The following is a 16,489-nucleotide window of genomic DNA, read 5'->3' on the forward strand; positions in this document are numbered from 1 at the left end:
GCGGCGGCTACTTCTTGTCCAGCGCGTGGCGGCCGAAATCCGGCGCGTCGACATCCTGGCCGGCCTGGACGATCGAACGGCGGATGGCGCGTGTGCGGGTGAAGAGTTCGAAAATTTTGTCGCCCTCGCCCCAGCGGATGGCGCGCTGCAGATAGGCGAGGTCCTCCGAGAAGCGCGCCAGCATTTCGAGGATCGCATCGCGGTTGTGCAGGCAGACATCACGCCACATGGTCGGGTCGGAGGCGGCGAGGCGGGTGAAATCACGAAAGCCAGAGGCGGAATATTTGATGACTTCCGACTCCGTCACCGTCTCCAGATCGTCGGCGGTGCCGACGATATTGTAAGCGATGATATGCGGCAGGTGCGAGACGATCGCGAGCACCTTGTCGTGATGTTCGGCATCCATTTCGTCGACTTTCGAGCCCAGCGCTTCCCAGAAGCTGCGCAGCCGCTTCAACGCTGTCTCATCGGTATCCGCGACCGGCGTGAAGATGCACCAACGGCCTTCGAAGAGGCCGGGGAAGCCGGCATCCGGGCCGGATTTCTCAGTACCGGCCAGGGGATGGCCGGGGATGAAATGCACATCGGCGGGCATATGCGGCAGCATCTGCGCAATGACCGAGGCCTTGGTGGAGCCGACATCGGTGACAATAGCCCCGGGCTTCAGGCTTCCCGAAATCTCCTTCGCCACACTTTCCGAAGCGCCGACCGGCACCGAGACGATCACCAGATCGGCATCCTTGACGGCATCCTGCGAAGACGTCGTGTAGCGGTCGCCGAGACCGAGTTCTTCCGCACGCTTCAGCGTATCGGGGCTGCGCGTGGCGACGACGATCTCCCTTGCAAGACCAAGCCGTCTGATGTCGTAGGCAAGCGAAGAGCCGATCAGGCCGATGCCGATCAGCGCAATCCGATCGAACTGCACGCTCATGCCTGATGTCCCATGAATTCGGTGAGCGCAGCAATCACGCCGCGGTTGGCCTCTTCGGGGCCGATGCTCATGCGCAGCGCATTGGCGAAACCATAGCCGCGCACGGCGCGCAGGATGTAGCCGCGGCTCGTCAGCAAATCGTCGGCATCCGCGGCGCGCTTGCCGTCGATCTCCGGGAAATGGATGAGGACGAAATTGGCGACGGACGGCGTCACCTTCAGCCCGATCGCTTCGAGCGCCTGGGTGAGCCTCTCGACCCACATCTGGTTGAAGGAGACGGCCTGCTGGATGAAGACTTGGTCGCGGATGGCAGCGGCAGCGGCGGCGATTGCCGGCGCGTTCAAGTTGAACGGCGCGCGCACGCGGTTCAACGCGTCGACGATCTCGGCCGGCGCATACATCCAGCCGACGCGCAACGCCGCAAGACCATAAGCCTTCGAGAAGGTGCGGGTCATCACCACGTTGGCATGGGAGGAGACGATCTCGATGCCGGCTTCATAATCGTTGCGGCGCACATATTCGGCATAGGCGGCATCGAGCACGAGGACGACATGTTTCGGCAGTCCGGCCTGCAGACGGCGGATCTCGCTGACGGAAACATAGGTGCCTGTGGGATTGCCGGGATTGGCGATGAAGACGATTTTCGTCTTCTCCGTCACCGCGGCAAGGATCGCATCGACATCGACGGTATAGTCCTTCTCCTTGACGACCACAGGCGTGGCGCCAGCGCCGAGGATCTGGATCTTGTAGACGAGGAAGCCGTGCTCGGTGATGATGCCCTCGTCACCGGCGCCGAGATAGACATGGCAGAGCAGGCCGAGCAGTTCGTCGGAACCGTTGCCGCAGAGGATGTTTGCCGGATTGAGACCGTGCACGGCGGCGATTGCCTCGCGCAGTTCGATCGCCTGCCCGTCAGGATAACGCCCCAGATTGTCGGCAACCGCCTTGAAGGCCTCGATTGCCTTCGGGCTGGCGCCGAGCGGCGTTTCGTTGGACGAAAGCTTGTAGACGCGGGCAACACCCGGCGCATGTTCCTTGCCCGGCACATAGGCTGCGATATCGAGAATACCGGGACGCGGAACAGGCTTGCTCATCTCAACGCTCATGGGTTCGACCTTGGAATTGCCGGAAATCCGGGCTGAAAAACACCAAGTGGCATTAAAGCGGAATGCGATTGTTGTCGAGAGCTATGGGCGTGACACAAGCAGTTGGAGAACGCTGGGCGCGACGTTACCTCCTGCATAATTCCTTAAATCGGAATCGATTTAGGGATAAGATTATGCCGCACTCAAAGTGTTACAGCGTCCTTTGCGCGTCTTAAAAGACGCGCGGCGCTGTCGTGCGTGTGGTCGGCACGCCATGCGGTGCGAGAACCGGCACGAAGACGCGGCGGGAGGCCCGCGCCGCAACCGGCAGCCCCTGATAGAGCCGCTTCTGCGCTTCGACGATGATGACGCCCGAGAAGGCCGGCCATAGCGTTCGGCCGATCCGCTCGAAGGCGCGGCGAAGCCGCAGGATGGTCCTGAGCTTCGAGGGCGGGAAGAACAGCGCTTCAGCCGTCGCGCCCGGCGTGAAATTCGTCTCGCGCAGCAGATTTGTCAGCTGACCGCGGGAATAGGGCCGGCCCGAACCGAAGGGCGTATGCTCCATGCGTGCCCAGACGCCGCGCCGGTTCGGCACGACGATGACCAGCCGTCCGCCCGGCGCCAGCACCCGCCAGAGTTCCTTCAGAGTCTCGCGCGGGCTTTCGGCAAATTCCAGCGAATGCACCATCAGCACCCGGTCGATCGAGGAATCCGGCAGCGGCAGTTCCTCGTCGAAAATCAGCGCCGTCGTCGAAAGCGAGCCCATCGGCCAATTCACCGCGCCCTGCCCGGCCGGCATGAAGGCGAAGGTGCGCTCGGTATCGGCCTGGAAGCGATCAAGGAAAGGCACGGCATATCCGAGACCGACCAGACGCTCCTGCGGCAGCCGCACCCAGAGCGAGGACAGCGCCATGGCGATCGACTGCTCGGCAAGACGTCCGAGCTCGGAATGATAGAACTGGCGTAAGTCGACGATATCGGCGTGCATTGCGACAAATGTTATCAGCGGGCGGTTGGACTTCAAGGCCGGAACCTCTACATTTCCGCAAGACTCCTGGGATAAGGGATTATTGAACGATGAAACCTTTGGAATTAGACGTTTTTCTCTGCCGCACCGACAATTTCGGCGTTCTCGTGCACGATCAGGAGACAGGCTTTACCGCGGCGATCGATGCGCCGGAGGAGGCGCCGATCCTGGAAGCGGCGACACGTCGCGGCTGGAAAATCACCCATATCTTCACCACGCATCATCACACCGATCATGTCACCGCCAACCTGGCGCTCAAGGAGCAATTCGGCTGCGAGGTCATCGGCCCGATCAACGAGGCCGTCGCCATTCCCGGCCTCGATCGGACGATGGCCGATGGCGACAGCTTCCTTTTCGGCGATCACACCGTCAACGTCATCGAGACACCCGGCCACACCGCCGGCCACATCTGCTATCACTTTGCCGATGACAAGCTGCTGTTTGCCGCCGACACGATGTTTGCGCTCGGCTGCGGCCGGCTGTTCGAACGCCCCGCCGCCGATATGTGGCATTCCCTGCAGAAACTCGCCGTGTTGCCCGATGAGACCGCCGTCTATTTCGGCCATGAATACACATTGTCCAATGCCCGCTTCGCACTGACCGTCGATCCGGACAATGAGCGACTGAAGAGCCGTGCCGCCGAGATCGAAGCCTTGCGCGCCGACGGCAAATTCACCATCCCGACGACATTGGGGCTGGAAAAGGAAACCAACCCGTTCCTGCGCGCCGCCGATCCGGCGATCCGCCGCAATCTGCTGATGGAAGGCAAGACCAACGAGGAAGTCTTTGCCGAGATCCGCAAGCGCAAGGACAATTTCTGATGTCGCCCGAGGACATCATCCGCGAACTCGGCATGCAGCCGCATCCCGAAGGTGGCTGGTACGTGCAGACATTCCGCGATGCGGCGGGCGGGGAACGCGGCCACTCGACAGCGATCTATTATCTGCTGACCAGGGGACAGCGTTCGCACTGGCATCGCGTCCATGACGCGGCGGAGGTCTGGCATTATTACGCCGGCGCGCCGCTCTCGCTGCATCGGTCGGAAGACGGAACTGCAAGCGAGACCTTGACGCTCGGAACGAACCTGTTCGCCGGCGAGCGGCCGCAGGCGATCATTCCCGCCAATTGGTGGCAATCGGCCGAAACCCTTGGCGATTTCACCCTGGTCGGCTGCACCGTCTCGCCCGGCTTCGAATTTTCGAGCTTCGAGATGGCGCCGCTCGATTGGAAGCCCGGCGCTAGAGCATGATGCCGAAAAGTGTGAGCGGTTTTCGGACGACATCATGCTCTGACATCCTGTTCTAAGACCTACTCTGCTGTCGCGGACTGCACCGGAATTTTGCGGCGGAACATGTCCTGAGCGGCGAGCACCGCCCCGCCGGTGACGAGCACACAGGCGAGAGCAATGCGCCAGCTCGGCTCGGCAAATCCGAACAGCACCAGAATCAGTGTCGATAGCAGTGGTGCTGCGTAACTTGCCGCGCCGAGGATCTGGATATCGCCGTTCTTGACGCCGTAATCCCAGGCGTAGAAGGCAGCCCCAACCGGGAAGAGCCCGAGTCCGGCGACGGCGACCCACTCGAAACTCGTTGCAGGCCAGACGGTCGTCTCCAGGCCGAGATGGCAGAAGAACGACAGGATGGAGGTCGCAAGGCAGAAGCCAGTGACGACATCTGTGGAGACGGCGTCGAAACGCCGCGTCAGTAGCGAATAGCCGGACCATGTGAAGGCGCAGAGAACAGCAGCACCGTAACCGATGGCATAGGCGCCGTCGAAATCGATGCCGTTGCGGCCGACGATCAGGAAGGTGCCGCAAAGTCCGGCAAGCGCACCCGCCACATGATACCAGCGCAGCCGTTCGCCCGGCAGCAGCGCCGAACCGACGACGATCAACAGCGGCCAGAGATAGGCGACCAGCCCCGCCTCCACCGCCGGCGCGTTCCGGAGCGCGGTAAAATAGAGGAAGTGATAACCGAACAGCCCTGAAATACCTGTTATCCAGACCTTGGCCGGCTGCTTCAGCAGCGCCAGTCGCGCGGGATTGAGGGTAAGCACCACGAGGCCGGGAATGCTACCGATCGCAAAGCAGACGGCCGAAAGCTGGAACGGCGGCATCTTGCCGGAGGCGGCCGTGAACAACGCCAGGAACGACCACATCAGAATGGCCGTAAAACCAATCAACGTCGCGCGAAGCTTCACCTGTCCCCTTTCACGGAGACAGAAGCCCCGTCAGCTGTTGCTGCCGTATTTGACGGCAGTGATCGTCACCATTCCATATTCGGTTGGAATGCGCACATAGACAGGAGCGTATACATTTGCCGCGTCCGACTTGGCAAACCAGATTTCCATGCGGTCGCTCTTGCTGAGATAGTCGATATCCTTGCGGCCCTTTTTGTAGCCCGAGCGCGGCACGAAGCGCACGCTGCAGACGGTTGCCTTGCCCTTGAACCCATTGGTGGAAAAATCCTCGTCGCCCTTCGGCGAGAGCACAAGATCCATGCGCGTCTCGCCGTCGAAGATCGGCAGCGTCTGCGAGCAGACCTTGGTATCGCCGGTAAAGACCAGGCCGGAGATCGGATCGAGCACCGAGCGCATGTCGCGCGGCGTGACGTCGATCCAGTTCTTCGGACGCTTCGGCATCGGTGTGGTCGTCGCCGAGATGATGTTGCCGTTGCGGTAGCTGACCTCGTAGATGCGGGCCTTCTTCTTGCCGCTCTTGTAGTAGAGCGAATATTTCTGCGCCTGCAATCTGTCATTGCGCACGACGCCTGAAACGCTGGTCTTCGCCGAAATCGTCGTGACGAGATCGGCAAGACCGGCGGAGTTGATGTCGCCCGCGATCTTGTAACTGTGATCGTCTTCGATCTGCGTCAGGAACGCGGCGCGCGCGATCGGCAGGCCGGCGAGCGCCACCCGGTATTCCGTCCGATGCTGGATTTCGGCCGCCGATGCCGGTATGGCAAGAAGCGCGGCGATGGCCGAAATGAAAATCCGTCTGCCCGAATGAGCCATGGAAAAAAGCCTTGTCTTGCTGCGCGCTGGCAGGCCCTTGCTGAGCGCTGTATACTCCTGCCGCGAAGGGAAGAAAACAGCAGCTTTTTGACAGAATTGCGGGAAAGGCCAAGGTTTGGCTTGACGCGAGCAGCCTGTCTGACTATAGAACCGCAACTTTCCAATCATGCCCGTTGGATTGCGCGCCTGGCTTTGCCGGGAGTGGCAATTCGATGGCCCGAGAAAAACAAGAATAGGTGTTCCATGTCCCGCGTGTGCGAATTGACCGGCAAGGCCGTCCTGACTGGTAACAATGTCAGCCATGCCAACAACAAGACCAAGCGCCGGTTCCTGCCGAACCTGTGCCAGGTTACGCTGATTTCCGACGCTCTCAACCAGCGTTACCGTCTTCGCGTTTCGGCTGCCGCTCTTCGCACTGTCGAACATCGTGGCGGCCTCGATGCCTTCCTGCTGAAGGCCAGCGAAAACGAACTGTCGATGCGCGCGCGTCTGCTGCGCCGTCAGATCGCCAAGAAGACCGCTGAAGCCGCTGCTGCGTAAGCTTCTGCCCTTCTTTCATACGGCTTCAAAAGGCTTGAACGGATAATACCGGACAAGCCTTTTGCTTTGTCGGTTTGCTCCTCCAACTGGTGGCATCACCCAGGATAAAAAAATGCTGAAGACCCGCTATACCATTGCCTATGTCGCGCTGATGACGCTCGTCGTCGTCGCCTCCAACTTCCTCGTCCAGTTTCCGCTGAACGCCGAAGTCGCCGGCATCAACCTCGCCGACATCCTGACCTGGGGCGCCTTCTCCTATCCGATCGCTTTTCTGATCACCGATCTGACCAACCGTCAGTTCGGCCCGCAGGCAGCCCGCAAGGTCGTGTTTGCTGGCTTCGTCGTCGGCGTGACGCTCTCCTTCTTCACCTCGGTGCCGCGCATCGCCATCGCCTCCGGCTCGGCCTATCTCGCCGGCCAGCTGCTCGATATCGCCGTGTTCAACCGCCTTCGCCGCCAAGCCTGGTGGCGCGCGCCGCTGGTCGGTTCGCTGATCGGCTCGGCGCTCGATACGGTGATGTTCTTCTCGTTGTCCTTCGCCGCGTTTTTCGTCTTCCTCGGCCCCAACGATCCCTTTGCGCTCGAAGCAGCCCCCGTCCTCGGCGTCTTCGCCACGGAGGCTCCGCGCTGGATTTCCTGGGCGATCGGCGATTTCGCCGTGAAGATGATCGTCGGCCTCGTCATGCTGCTGCCCTATGGCGCGCTGATGAACGTGCTGCGGCCGATGCAGGCCGCTCGCGCCAGCTAATTTAAGCTACGGACGCCGCCGGACCGCACCGGCGGCGATGACCGGATGCAGCAGCACCTCTGCAGCCAGATCGTCGATACCTAGCGATGAGTCGAGCCACAGCACCGGCGCTGTCCGTGTTTCCAGCCATTGCTCATGTGCCGCAAGGCTGCGGCGTTCGGGACCGGCCGTGTCATAGCTCGCCGCCCATTCCAGGAATTCCCCACTCTTGACGGCCATGTCGCCGCCAGGCTTGATTCTGTTTCCGTATCGGGCAATCTCCCGCGCAAGGATGCGCGTCATTCTAAGCCTCGGATCGATCCTGAGGAACACGATCAGATCGTAGAACGGCTCAATCGGCCTTCCCCATTTCAGCGCCGATCCGGAGAGAACCCAGCCTTCATGCCGCGCGACCTCATCGAGGAGCAGCCTGATGCGCTCGCCGGCATCCCTCGGCGTCGTGAACGGCGGATCAGTCGGCAGCCAGAAGAAATCGTCGGTGTCGAGATGGGCGATATCGAGCTTTTCGGCAAGCGCACGGCCCCGTGATGTCGTTCCGGAACCGGACGCGCCCATGACATGAATATGCACCATGAACTTCCCTCCGAAGACTGCTTCGTCCATACCGCGAGCGGGATAGCCGAGGCATATGACATCAGTCTGACGCTCTAACATTTTGAATCTACGCATCGTGCTTTCCGAAAATCGATTCCGATTTTCGGGCCGATGGCTAGGATCAATTCTGCTTCCGGGAATTCGGCGCTGACCACGCGGCCTCTTCCGAAAGCCGGAATTCCAGCATCAGATTGCGCTGCAGGATCGAATGATTGTCGTCCGACACCAGAATGATATGGGTGGTGCCGTCGGCGGCCTGGAAAGCATCGAGCCCTTCCATATTGTCGATCTGCGAGTTGAAATTGCCTTCCAGCAGTAGTTCGCCGTCAACAATGGCGCCAGGCCTGATATCAGTGCCCTTGATGCGCCGAAGGCGCATGCCGATGCCTTCGGCCATGTTGAAGCGGCGTTCCAGCAGCAGCAGGTCGCCGCTCGGCAGGAAGGCGCCGTCGGTGATGTCGAAACTGCCGTCCCGCTCGACCGAGAAACGCCCTTTCAGCGGCCCACTGAGAATGGCCGCCAGCCGGTTGCCGTCACTGTCGAGACCGCGTTCGGAGACGACGACCACGCCGCCCCGCAGCGGGCTGGATGCCGGCGCCACGGCGATGGTCTCGATGCCGCGGTTGTCGTCCAGCATCCTCCGCGGGATAAGAATCGGCAGGGTGGCGATCGCTCCCGAGCCGGCAAAGCCAGGATCGGGATAGACATCGACGCGATGATCCTGCTCGAAGGAGACCAGAATCCGGTCGCCGTCGAGCGCCAGGCCCTCGGCATCCATATGTCCCTTGCCCTCGAAGCTGCGCCCGGCGCTGTTCTTCATCGGCGTGATCTCGACATCCGAAAGGCCGGAAAGCCTGCCCTTGATGTCGCGCTCGATGCTGCCGGTCAGCCACTGGCCGGTATCGAGCACGACGACGAAATGTTTTTGGTCCTGCCGGAAACGGATGGAGGAGAGCGAGCCGAACAGCGCTCGGCTGGACACCATTTCCAGCCCGCCGAGAAATTCCAGCGATCCGAATTGCATCTCCGAAGAGCCGATCCTGAAATTGGAGATTTGCCGGCTAATGACCGGTACGTCGTCGCCGGCCCATGACGAGGAAGCGCCGGCTGCGATACAGAAAGCGATCGACGCCGCACGGCAGAGGCGCTTGACCGTCATTCTTCCAGCGGCGTCAGCCGGCACGGCGTATCCGGCCGCCGCGCGGCTGGACGGATTGGTCTTCGAACAGCGAGGCAAGCTGCTCGGTCATCGCACCCGCAAGCTCGTCCGCATCGACGATCGTCACGGCGCGGCGATAGTAGCGCGTCACGTCGTGACCGATGCCGATCGCCAGCAACTCAACAGGCGAGCGTGTCTCGATCTGTTCGATGACGGCACGCAGGTGCCGCTCCAGATAATTGCCCGGATTGACCGACAGCGTCGAATCGTCGACCGGCGCCCCGTCCGAGATCATCATCAGGATGCGGCGCTGCTCGCGGCGTGCGAGCAGGCGATTATGCGCCCAGATCAGCGCCTCGCCGTCGATATTTTCCTTGAGCAGGCCCTCGCGCATCATCAGCCCGAGATTGGCGCGCGCGCGCCGCCACGGCGCGTCGGCCGACTTGTAGATGATATGACGCAGGTCGTTGAGGCGGCCGGGCGTCTGCGGCTTGCCGCCGGCAAGCCAGCTTTCACGCGCCTGCCCGCCCTTCCAGGCCTTGGTCGTAAAGCCCAGGATCTCGACCTTGACGCCGCAGCGCTCCAGCGTGCGCGCGAGAATGTCGGCACAGGTGGCGGCAACCGTGATCGGCCGGCCGCGCATCGAGCCGGAATTGTCGATGAGCAGCGTGACGACGGTATCGCGGAACTGGGTGTCGCGCTCCATCTTGAAGGAGAGCGCCTGCATCGGATCGATAATGATGCGCTGCAGCCGGGCCGGATCGAGATAGCCCTCTTCCAGGTCGAAATCCCAGGAGCGGTTCTGCTGCGCCATCAGGCGGCGCTGCAGCCGGTTGGCGAGACGGCCGACCGCACCTTGCAGATGTGCCAGCTGCTTGTCGAGAAAGGCGCGCAGGCGCTCCAGCTCGGCGGCGTCGCAAAGTTCCTCGGCGGTGATGATCTCATCGAACTCTTCGGTAAAGACGTGATAATCGACCTTTTCGTTGAAATCGGCAAAGGGCGTGTTCGGACGGCGGGTCTCGCCCGGCGTTTCCGAATCGTCCTCGCCTTCTTCCATCATGTCGTCGTCGGAGATTTCGGCGCCTTCGGTCTCGCCGTCCTCCATCTGCTCGTCGGCGACCTCGCTGTCCTCGACAGGGGCGGCATCCGTGCCGGCATCCTCGTCGACCTCGTCCTGGTCCTGCTCGTCGCCGCTCGACTGGTCTTCCTGCTCCGACTGGTCGTCATTGTCGGCATCGCTGTCGTCGTCGCCGTATTCCTCGGCCATTTCCATGGCCGACAGCATGTTGCGGATGACCTTGGCGAAGGCCTGCTGGTCGTTGATCGCGTTCGACAGGTTGTCAAGTTCGGACCCTGCCTTGTCCTCGATAAAGTCGCGCCAGAGGTCGAGCACCTTGCCGGCGGAGGCCGGCGGACGCTGGCCGGTCAGCTTCTCGCGCACCATCATCGCAACAGCTTCGCCGACCGGTGCGTCTTCCTGACGCTCGATGCCGGTGAAATTCGCCTTGGAATATTTCTCCTCCGTCATGGAGCGCAGGTTCGACGCCATGCCCTCCATGCGCAGCGCACCGATCGATTCGACACGCGCCTGCTCGACCACATCGAAGATCGCCCGGGCGTCCGAGCCCTGCGGCGCCATCGTCGCATGCACCTTCTCGTCATGGCAGGCAAGGCGCAGCGCCATCGAATCGCCGAGACCGCGGGTGACCGCCAGCTCATGCGCCGTCGGCCGCTTGGAAAGTTCCGGCAGCCGGATGCGCTCGCCGGTCATCCCCGGCCGTTCATTGGCGAAGGTCACCTCGACATCACCGTCGCCGGCGATCGAGCGCACGCAACCGGTTATCGCCCGGCGCAGTGGCTCGACGTCGACAGGCGCGCCGGGCTTTGCTTTCGAATTGTCACCGCGAGCTGCCATGATCGGTCGGTCTCAAGCCCCGAGAACGATGTTGGCGGCACTTTCCTTCAGCTCGACGCCGAAGGCGCGCTGATAGTGCTCGGCGACCAGCGGACGCTCCAGCTCATCGCACTTGTTGAGGAAGGTGACGCGGAAGGCGAAGGCCAGATCGCCGAAGATCTCGGCGTTTTCGGCCCAGGTGATGACCGTGCGTGGGCTCATGACGGTCGAAAGATCGCCGTTCATGAAGGCGGCGCGCGTCAGGTCGGCGACACGAACCATCTTCGAAACGGTCTCACGGCCGCCCTTATCCTTGCCGAAGCTCTTCACCTTCGCGGCGACGATATTCACTTCGTGATCATGCGGCAGGTAGTTCAGCGTGGTGACGATCGACCAACGGTCCATCTGCGCCTGGTTGATCTGCTGCGTGCCGTGATAGAGGCCGGTCGTGTCGCCGAGGCCGATCGTATTGGCGGTCGCAAACAGCCGGAAGGCCGGGTGCGGCCGGATGACGCGGCTCTGATCGAGCAGCGTCAGGCGGCCGGAGGATTCGAGCACGCGCTGGATGACGAACATCACATCCGGACGGCCGGCGTCATATTCGTCGAAGACGAGCGCGACATTGTGCTGATAGGCCCAGGGCAGAATGCCGTCCTTGAATTCGGTGACCTGCAGCCCGTCCTTGACGACGATCGCATCCTTGCCGACCAGATCGATACGGCTGACATGGCTGTCGAGGTTGATGCGCACGCAGGGCCAGTTGAGCCGCGCCGCCACCTGCTCGATATGCGAGGACTTGCCCGTGCCGTGATAGCCGGAGATCATCACGCGGCGGTTATGGGCGAAGCCTGCGAGAATGGCGAGCGTCGTGTCGCGGTCGAAAAGGTAGTCGGTATCGAGGTCCGGCACATAGGCGTCGCCCTTGCTGTAGGCGGGAACGCGGATGTCGGAATCGATACCGAAGGCCTCGCGGACCGAAACGGTGGTATCGGGCAGTTCTGATATATCCAGGTCGATCTTGCTCATCGTGTCTCCAAGGCGGGTGATGCCACCCGGCCATACTGTCTCAGGCCATGTCGCAACCTAGACGCCGCGTTTTTTATTCCGCGCCCGTCCAGGTCGGAACGTCGGCGATGCTTCTCCGGGACTGAAACGAAACCTCGGCGGGATAATGACCGCGTGCGAGCATTCTTGAAAGAGTCCCGGACAAGAAACGCCGCGTCCGGAAGGTCGGCGGAGGCGATGTCGGGAAAACGCACAAATATGAGCCGCGTTTGCCTGCGGCCTCAGCCGATTTGGACCATACCCGATTGAAGCTTAAGAGCAAGGACGGGAATTAACAAAAACCGTTCTGCTTCAACAATTGATAGGCCTGGATGACGGCGCGGAAACGCTCCTCCGAGCCGCGGTCGCCGCCATTGGCATCCGGATGGTGTCTCTTCACCAGTTCCTTGTAGCGGCTCTTGATCTCCGCCGATGTCGCATTGGCGTCGAGGCCCATCGTTTCGAAGGCCTTGGTCTCAAGCGATTTCAGCTTGCGCGCCTGCGGAAAACGCGGTCCGCTGCCCTTGCCGCCTTCCTTGACGAAGCCGAAGGGATCGCGAACACGCGTATAGGCGCCGGAGCGGATCTCCGAATGCAGCGGACTGTCCTTCGCCGCCTTGTTGACGCCGACCGTCCATGTCGGCCGATGGCCGGTGATCGCCTCTTTCTGGTAACGCGCGATCTCGCCGTCCGAAAGACCGGAGAAATAATTGTAGCCCTTGTTGTATTCCTTGACGTGCTCGAAGCAGAACAAGAAGAACTGGCCTTCCGCATTGCGGCCGACGGGAGCGCGATGCGCCCCCTTCTTGTCGCACCCGTCCCATTGACAGGTAGGCGGCGCCTGCTCTGTCTCCGGCTCGCGTTTGCGGCGTGTTCGGATGCGATCGAAATATTTGGAATCAAGTCTCATGACGGCGCTAATTATGGGGCTGTCGCGAAGCGACAACAAGAATTGACAAATGGGAATGTTGCAGGCTTGGTAGGAACCCTTTTCGCGAACCAGCAAGACCGGATGATGACCCTGCGAACCCGCATCGAAGAAAAACTTGTTGAAGCCTTCGCGCCCGAACGCCTGAGCGTCATCGACGAAAGCCATCTGCATGCCGGCCACCAGCCCGATATCACCGGCACCGGCGAAACCCATATGCGGGTGAGGATCGTTTCCGGGAAATTCGCCGGCATGTCGCGGCTGGCGCGTCACCGGGCGATCACCGACCTGTTGAAACCGGAGCTCGATGCCGGCCTGCATGCGCTGGCCGTCGAACCGGCTGCACCTGATGAACCGACCCGCTGGTAGCGGCACGCAACCCATATAGGCATTGGCCGTCTACGATCCAAACAGAATCAGGCTGGCTTTGCGCCGTCTTCTCCGGCCGGGCGGATGCGCAGCTTGGTGATGCGGTTCTTCTCCCGCTTCATGACGACGAAACGCTTGCCGTAGAAGGTGAAGGCCTGACGCTCTTCCGGGATGGTCATCGATTCGTGGATGACGAGGCCGGCGATCGTCGTCGCCTCCTCATCGGGCAGGTTCCAGTCGAGCGCGCGGTTCAGGTCGCGGATCGGAACGCCGCCGTCGACGACGACGGAACCGTCGGCCTCCTGACGCACGCCCTGTATCTCGATATCGTGTTCGTCGGAAATGTCGCCGACGATTTCCTCGAGAATATCCTCCAGCGTGACGATGCCCTGCACCTCGCCATATTCGTCGACGACGACGGCGAAATGCTGTTTGCGCCGCAGGAAGGCGTTGAGCTGGTCCTCGAGATTGGTGCTGTCGGGCACGAACCACGGCTTCTGCGCGATCTTCACGATATCGAGGTTCTGCGGCTCCATGTTCGGCTCGGCAAGCGCCCGCAGCAGATCCTTGGCGTGGACGACGCCGATGATGTTGTCGATCGTGCCGCGCCAGAGCGGCATGCGCGTATAGGGACTTTCGAGGATGGCGCGCACCACCGCTTCCGGCGGATCGTCGGCGTTGATCGCCCGCATCGCGGTGCGGTGAACCATGATGTCGGACAGTTCGAGTTCGCTAAGATCGAGCACGCCGCCGAGGCGGTCGCGGTCGGCCTTCACCACCGATCCCTCGCGATGCAGCAGGTCGACGGCGCCGCGCAGCTCCTCATGCGCCGTCAGCATCGACGTCTCGCGAGAGAGGTTGATGCCAAACAGCGACAGAATCTGCCGGACGATCGCGTTGACGAAGGAGGAAACCGGGCCGACGACGGTGACGAAGAGCTTGGCCGGAACGGCGATGGCGAGCGCGAAGCGGTCTGGCGTCGAAATCGCCCAGCTCTTCGGCAGCACTTCGGCGAAGATGACCAGGATGACGGTCATCGCAAGCGTCGCCAGCGCCACGCCGGAATTGCCGAACAGCCCGAGGAAAAGGCTGGTGGCGATCGAGGAGGAGAGAATGTTAGCGAGATTGTTGCCGATCAGCAGCGCGCCGATCAACCGATCGCGCCGTTCGATCAGTTGCCGGACGAGGCCGGCGCGCTCGTCGCCGTTCGCCTCCAGTGTATGGATGCGGCTGCGCGAAACGGCGGTAAGCGCGGTTTCCGAGCCGGAGAAGAAGGCTGACATGAGCACGAGTGCCGTGATCGAAAGGATTTCCGGCCAATATGTTTCCAGAAATGCCAGAGCGCCTTCGATCGCTATCAAGGGTGTTTTTCCCTGAGAAAGCTGATCACTTCGGACGCCGGCACATCATCGGCGACGAAGGACTGGCCGATGCCGCGCGTCAGGATAAAGGTGAGCTTGCCGCTCTTGACCTTCTTGTCCTGGGCGATCGCGTCCATCAGCATTTCAGCCGGCGGCAGGTCGCCCGGAATGTCGGACATGCGGGTCGGCAGGCCGACCTCCTTCAGATGCCGCTCGACACGCCGCGCGTCGTCCGGGCTTGCAAGGTTCATTCGTGCGGAGAATTCGTGCGCCAGCACCATGCCGATCGAAACGCCCTCGCCATGCACGAGGCGGGAGCTGTCATAGGCGGTCGCCGCTTCCAGCGCATGGCCGAAAGTATGGCCGAGATTGAGCAACGCCCGCGGGCCGTTCTCGCGCTCGTCGGCAACAACGACATCGGCCTTCGCCTGGCAGCTCGCGGCAATCGCCTCGATGCGCGCGGAGCCGCCGGTAAAAACCGCCTTCCAGTTCGCTCCCAGCCAGGCAAAGAAATCCGGCTTGTCGATCAGCCCGTATTTCGCGACCTCGGCGTAACCTGCGCGGAATTCACGCTCGCTCAGCGAATTCAGCACATCCGTATCGGCCAGAACCAGGTCCGGCTGATGGAAGACGCCGATCAGATTCTTGCCGTGGCGAGAATTGATGCCGGTCTTGCCGCCGACCGAGGAATCGACCTGCGACAAAAGCGAGGTCGGCACCTGGACGAAGCGCACGCCTCGGCGGACGATGCCGGCCGCAAATCCCGAAAGGTCGCCGATGACGCCGCCGCCGAGCGCGATGACGTAATCGTTACGCTCGACGCGCGCCTCAAGCACCTTGTCGCAGACAGTGATCAGATGTTCGAAGCTCTTGGTCTTCTCGCCGGCCGGCAGGACGACCTCAGCCGAGGCGATGCCCGCTTCATCCAGACTTGCGACGAGGGTTTTGAGATAGAGCGGAGCGACATTTTCGTCGGTGACAACAGCCGCCTTGCGGCCCTTGAGGCGAGAGGCGATCTCGGCGCCGGCCCGCGCAATCAGCCCCGGCCCGATCAGGATGTCGTAGGCGCGCTCGCCGAGCGGCACATGCACCGTTCGGATGGCGGGGGCGGAGGTTATCGCATTCATGACGCTGCACTTTCCTTCTGAGCTTCGATCAAGGCCTTTAAGACTTCGTCGGCCATGATTTCCTTGCGGACGTCGCGCGAAAGCACGGTCAGATCAGCCTGCGCATAGATCGGATAACGCGCATTCATCAGGCCCTCGAGCGTCTGCTTCGGATTTTCGGTCTTGAGCAGCGGCCGCGTGTCGCGCTTGGCGACCCGGTCCCAGAGCACGTCGAGATCGGCCTTCAACCAGACGGAAAGGCCGCCCTTCTTGATATGCTTGCGCGTCCGGTCGTTGATGAAGGCGCCGCCCCCGGTGGAGACGACGCGCGGCCCGCTCTTCAGCAGCCGCTTGATCACCCGCGCTTCCAGCGCCCGGAACTCCTGCTCGCCATAGGCGGCGAAAAGCTCGGCGATCGTCATGCGCGAAACCCGCTCGATCTCAAGATCGCTGTCGATGAAGGGAATGGCGAGCTGGCTGGCGACGATGCGCCCGACGGAGGATTTTCCGGCGCCCATCAGGCCGACAAGGATCAGGTTGCGTGAACCGAGCGCGGCGCGAGCTCTGTCTTTCAAGCTGTCAGCAACGGTCAGCAGTTGTTCACTCATCGGTCCATTCACACTTTGTTTGCAAACGGTATCGACAAATGCAGATGGAGCGTCAAGTCGCGGACAAGGGAATCATGGCTTGA

18 protein-coding genes are annotated in these 16,489 nt (G+C 61.8%); 5 read left to right on the plus strand and 13 right to left on the minus strand.

All coding sequences use genetic code 11. The features are described 5' to 3' along the window. Positions 1-7: 7 nt before the first annotated feature. From J3P73_RS22460 to J3P73_RS22470, 3 genes are all read right to left on the minus strand, one after another. Positions 8-931 carry a prephenate/arogenate dehydrogenase family protein gene (locus J3P73_RS22460; protein WP_075225919.1) on the minus strand — a complete coding sequence of 308 codons (924 nt, stop codon included), beginning with the start codon at positions 929-931 and terminating at the stop codon, positions 8-10. After that, positions 928-2,025 carry a histidinol-phosphate transaminase gene (gene hisC / locus J3P73_RS22465; protein WP_018069254.1) on the minus strand — a complete coding sequence of 366 codons (1,098 nt, stop codon included), beginning with the start codon at positions 2,023-2,025 and terminating at the stop codon, positions 928-930. Before hisC ends, J3P73_RS22460 begins: the two co-directional genes overlap by 4 nt. A gap of 223 nt (positions 2,026-2,248) precedes the next feature. Then, entirely contained in the window at positions 2,249-3,040 is a 792-nt protein-coding gene (locus J3P73_RS22470; protein ID WP_018448111.1) for a class I SAM-dependent methyltransferase, read from the minus strand. Positions 3,041-3,093: 53 nt separating this feature from the next. Here J3P73_RS22470 and gloB point away from each other — a divergent pair, with 53 nt between their 5' ends. Together gloB and J3P73_RS22480 are read left to right on the plus strand one after the other, a co-directional pair. Beyond that, entirely contained in the window at positions 3,094-3,864 is a 771-nt protein-coding gene (gene gloB / locus J3P73_RS22475) for a hydroxyacylglutathione hydrolase (protein ID WP_130692837.1), read from the plus strand. Beyond that, entirely contained in the window at positions 3,864-4,292 is a 429-nt protein-coding gene (locus J3P73_RS22480) for a cupin domain-containing protein (RefSeq protein ID WP_075225916.1), read from the plus strand. The genes gloB and J3P73_RS22480 overlap by 1 nt, the downstream gene beginning before the upstream one ends. 59 nt (positions 4,293-4,351) lie before the next feature. Here the strand turns inward: J3P73_RS22480 and yddG are convergent, their stop codons facing one another. Continuing rightward, positions 4,352-5,242: an aromatic amino acid exporter YddG gene (gene yddG / locus J3P73_RS22485; RefSeq protein WP_075225915.1), complete on the minus strand. Its 891-nt coding sequence runs from the start codon at positions 5,240-5,242 to the stop codon at positions 4,352-4,354. 30 nt (positions 5,243-5,272) lie between these two features. Then, complete coding sequence (locus J3P73_RS22490) at positions 5,273-6,055, minus strand: DUF3108 domain-containing protein (protein WP_075225914.1); 783 nt, start codon at positions 6,053-6,055, stop codon at positions 5,273-5,275. 243 nt (positions 6,056-6,298) lie between these two features. Between J3P73_RS22490 and rpmB the strand changes: the two genes are divergently transcribed. Next, positions 6,299-6,595 (plus strand): 50S ribosomal protein L28, encoded by a 297-nt coding sequence (gene rpmB / locus J3P73_RS22495; protein ID WP_003543341.1) that lies wholly within the window; start codon positions 6,299-6,301, stop codon positions 6,593-6,595. Positions 6,596-6,707: 112 nt separating this feature from the next. Continuing rightward, entirely contained in the window at positions 6,708-7,343 is a 636-nt protein-coding gene (locus J3P73_RS22500) for a VUT family protein (protein ID WP_017962311.1), read from the plus strand. Between the two features lie 6 nt (positions 7,344-7,349). Here J3P73_RS22500 and J3P73_RS22505 read toward each other — a convergent pair whose 3' ends face one another. The 5 genes from J3P73_RS22505 to J3P73_RS22525 form a co-directional block, all read right to left on the minus strand. Then, the gene (locus J3P73_RS22505; protein ID WP_130692843.1) at positions 7,350-7,916 is read right to left on the minus strand and encodes an ATP-binding protein; all 567 of its coding nucleotides are present in this window, start codon (positions 7,914-7,916) and stop codon (positions 7,350-7,352) included. A 142-nt stretch (positions 7,917-8,058) separates the two neighbouring features. Then, on the minus strand, positions 8,059-9,096 hold the full coding sequence (locus tag J3P73_RS22510) for an esterase-like activity of phytase family protein (protein WP_130692845.1): 1,038 nt from the start codon (positions 9,094-9,096) through the stop codon (positions 8,059-8,061). Positions 9,097-9,109: 13 nt separating this feature from the next. Beyond that, a complete protein-coding gene (cobT, locus tag J3P73_RS22515; RefSeq protein WP_018482763.1) occupies positions 9,110-11,011 on the minus strand; it encodes a cobaltochelatase subunit CobT in 1,902 nt (633 codons plus the stop codon). A gap of 12 nt (positions 11,012-11,023) precedes the next feature. Next, positions 11,024-12,016, minus strand: a complete 993-nt coding sequence (cobS, locus tag J3P73_RS22520) for a cobaltochelatase subunit CobS (RefSeq protein ID WP_011653731.1) — start codon at positions 12,014-12,016, stop codon at positions 11,024-11,026. A gap of 310 nt (positions 12,017-12,326) precedes the next feature. Continuing rightward, the gene (locus tag J3P73_RS22525; protein WP_130662337.1) at positions 12,327-12,944 is read right to left on the minus strand and encodes a J domain-containing protein; all 618 of its coding nucleotides are present in this window, start codon (positions 12,942-12,944) and stop codon (positions 12,327-12,329) included. A gap of 102 nt (positions 12,945-13,046) precedes the next feature. On the opposite strand from J3P73_RS22525, the gene J3P73_RS22530 reads away from it, so the two are divergent. Beyond that, positions 13,047-13,331 (plus strand): BolA family protein, encoded by a 285-nt coding sequence (locus J3P73_RS22530; RefSeq protein ID WP_171816872.1) that lies wholly within the window; start codon positions 13,047-13,049, stop codon positions 13,329-13,331. A gap of 47 nt (positions 13,332-13,378) precedes the next feature. On the opposite strand, the gene J3P73_RS22535 is transcribed toward J3P73_RS22530, so the two are convergent. The 3 genes from J3P73_RS22535 to J3P73_RS22545 are packed head-to-tail and all read right to left on the minus strand — an operon-like array spanning position 13,379 to position 16,406. Further along, a complete protein-coding gene (locus J3P73_RS22535) occupies positions 13,379-14,689 on the minus strand; it encodes an HlyC/CorC family transporter (protein ID WP_130662847.1) in 1,311 nt (436 codons plus the stop codon). Then, the gene (gene aroB / locus J3P73_RS22540) at positions 14,689-15,819 is read right to left on the minus strand and encodes a 3-dehydroquinate synthase (protein WP_024323335.1); all 1,131 of its coding nucleotides are present in this window, start codon (positions 15,817-15,819) and stop codon (positions 14,689-14,691) included. The genes J3P73_RS22535 and aroB overlap by 1 nt, the downstream gene beginning before the upstream one ends. Further along, positions 15,816-16,406, minus strand: coding sequence for a shikimate kinase (locus tag J3P73_RS22545; RefSeq protein WP_018069267.1), 591 nt, complete (start codon positions 16,404-16,406; stop codon positions 15,816-15,818). The genes aroB and J3P73_RS22545 overlap by 4 nt, the downstream gene beginning before the upstream one ends. Between the last annotated feature and the right edge of the window lie 83 nt (positions 16,407-16,489).

Origin of the sequence: Rhizobium ruizarguesonis, assembly GCF_017357285.1 — a bacterium.
Classification (GTDB): Bacteria; Pseudomonadota; Alphaproteobacteria; order Rhizobiales; family Rhizobiaceae; genus Rhizobium; species Rhizobium ruizarguesonis.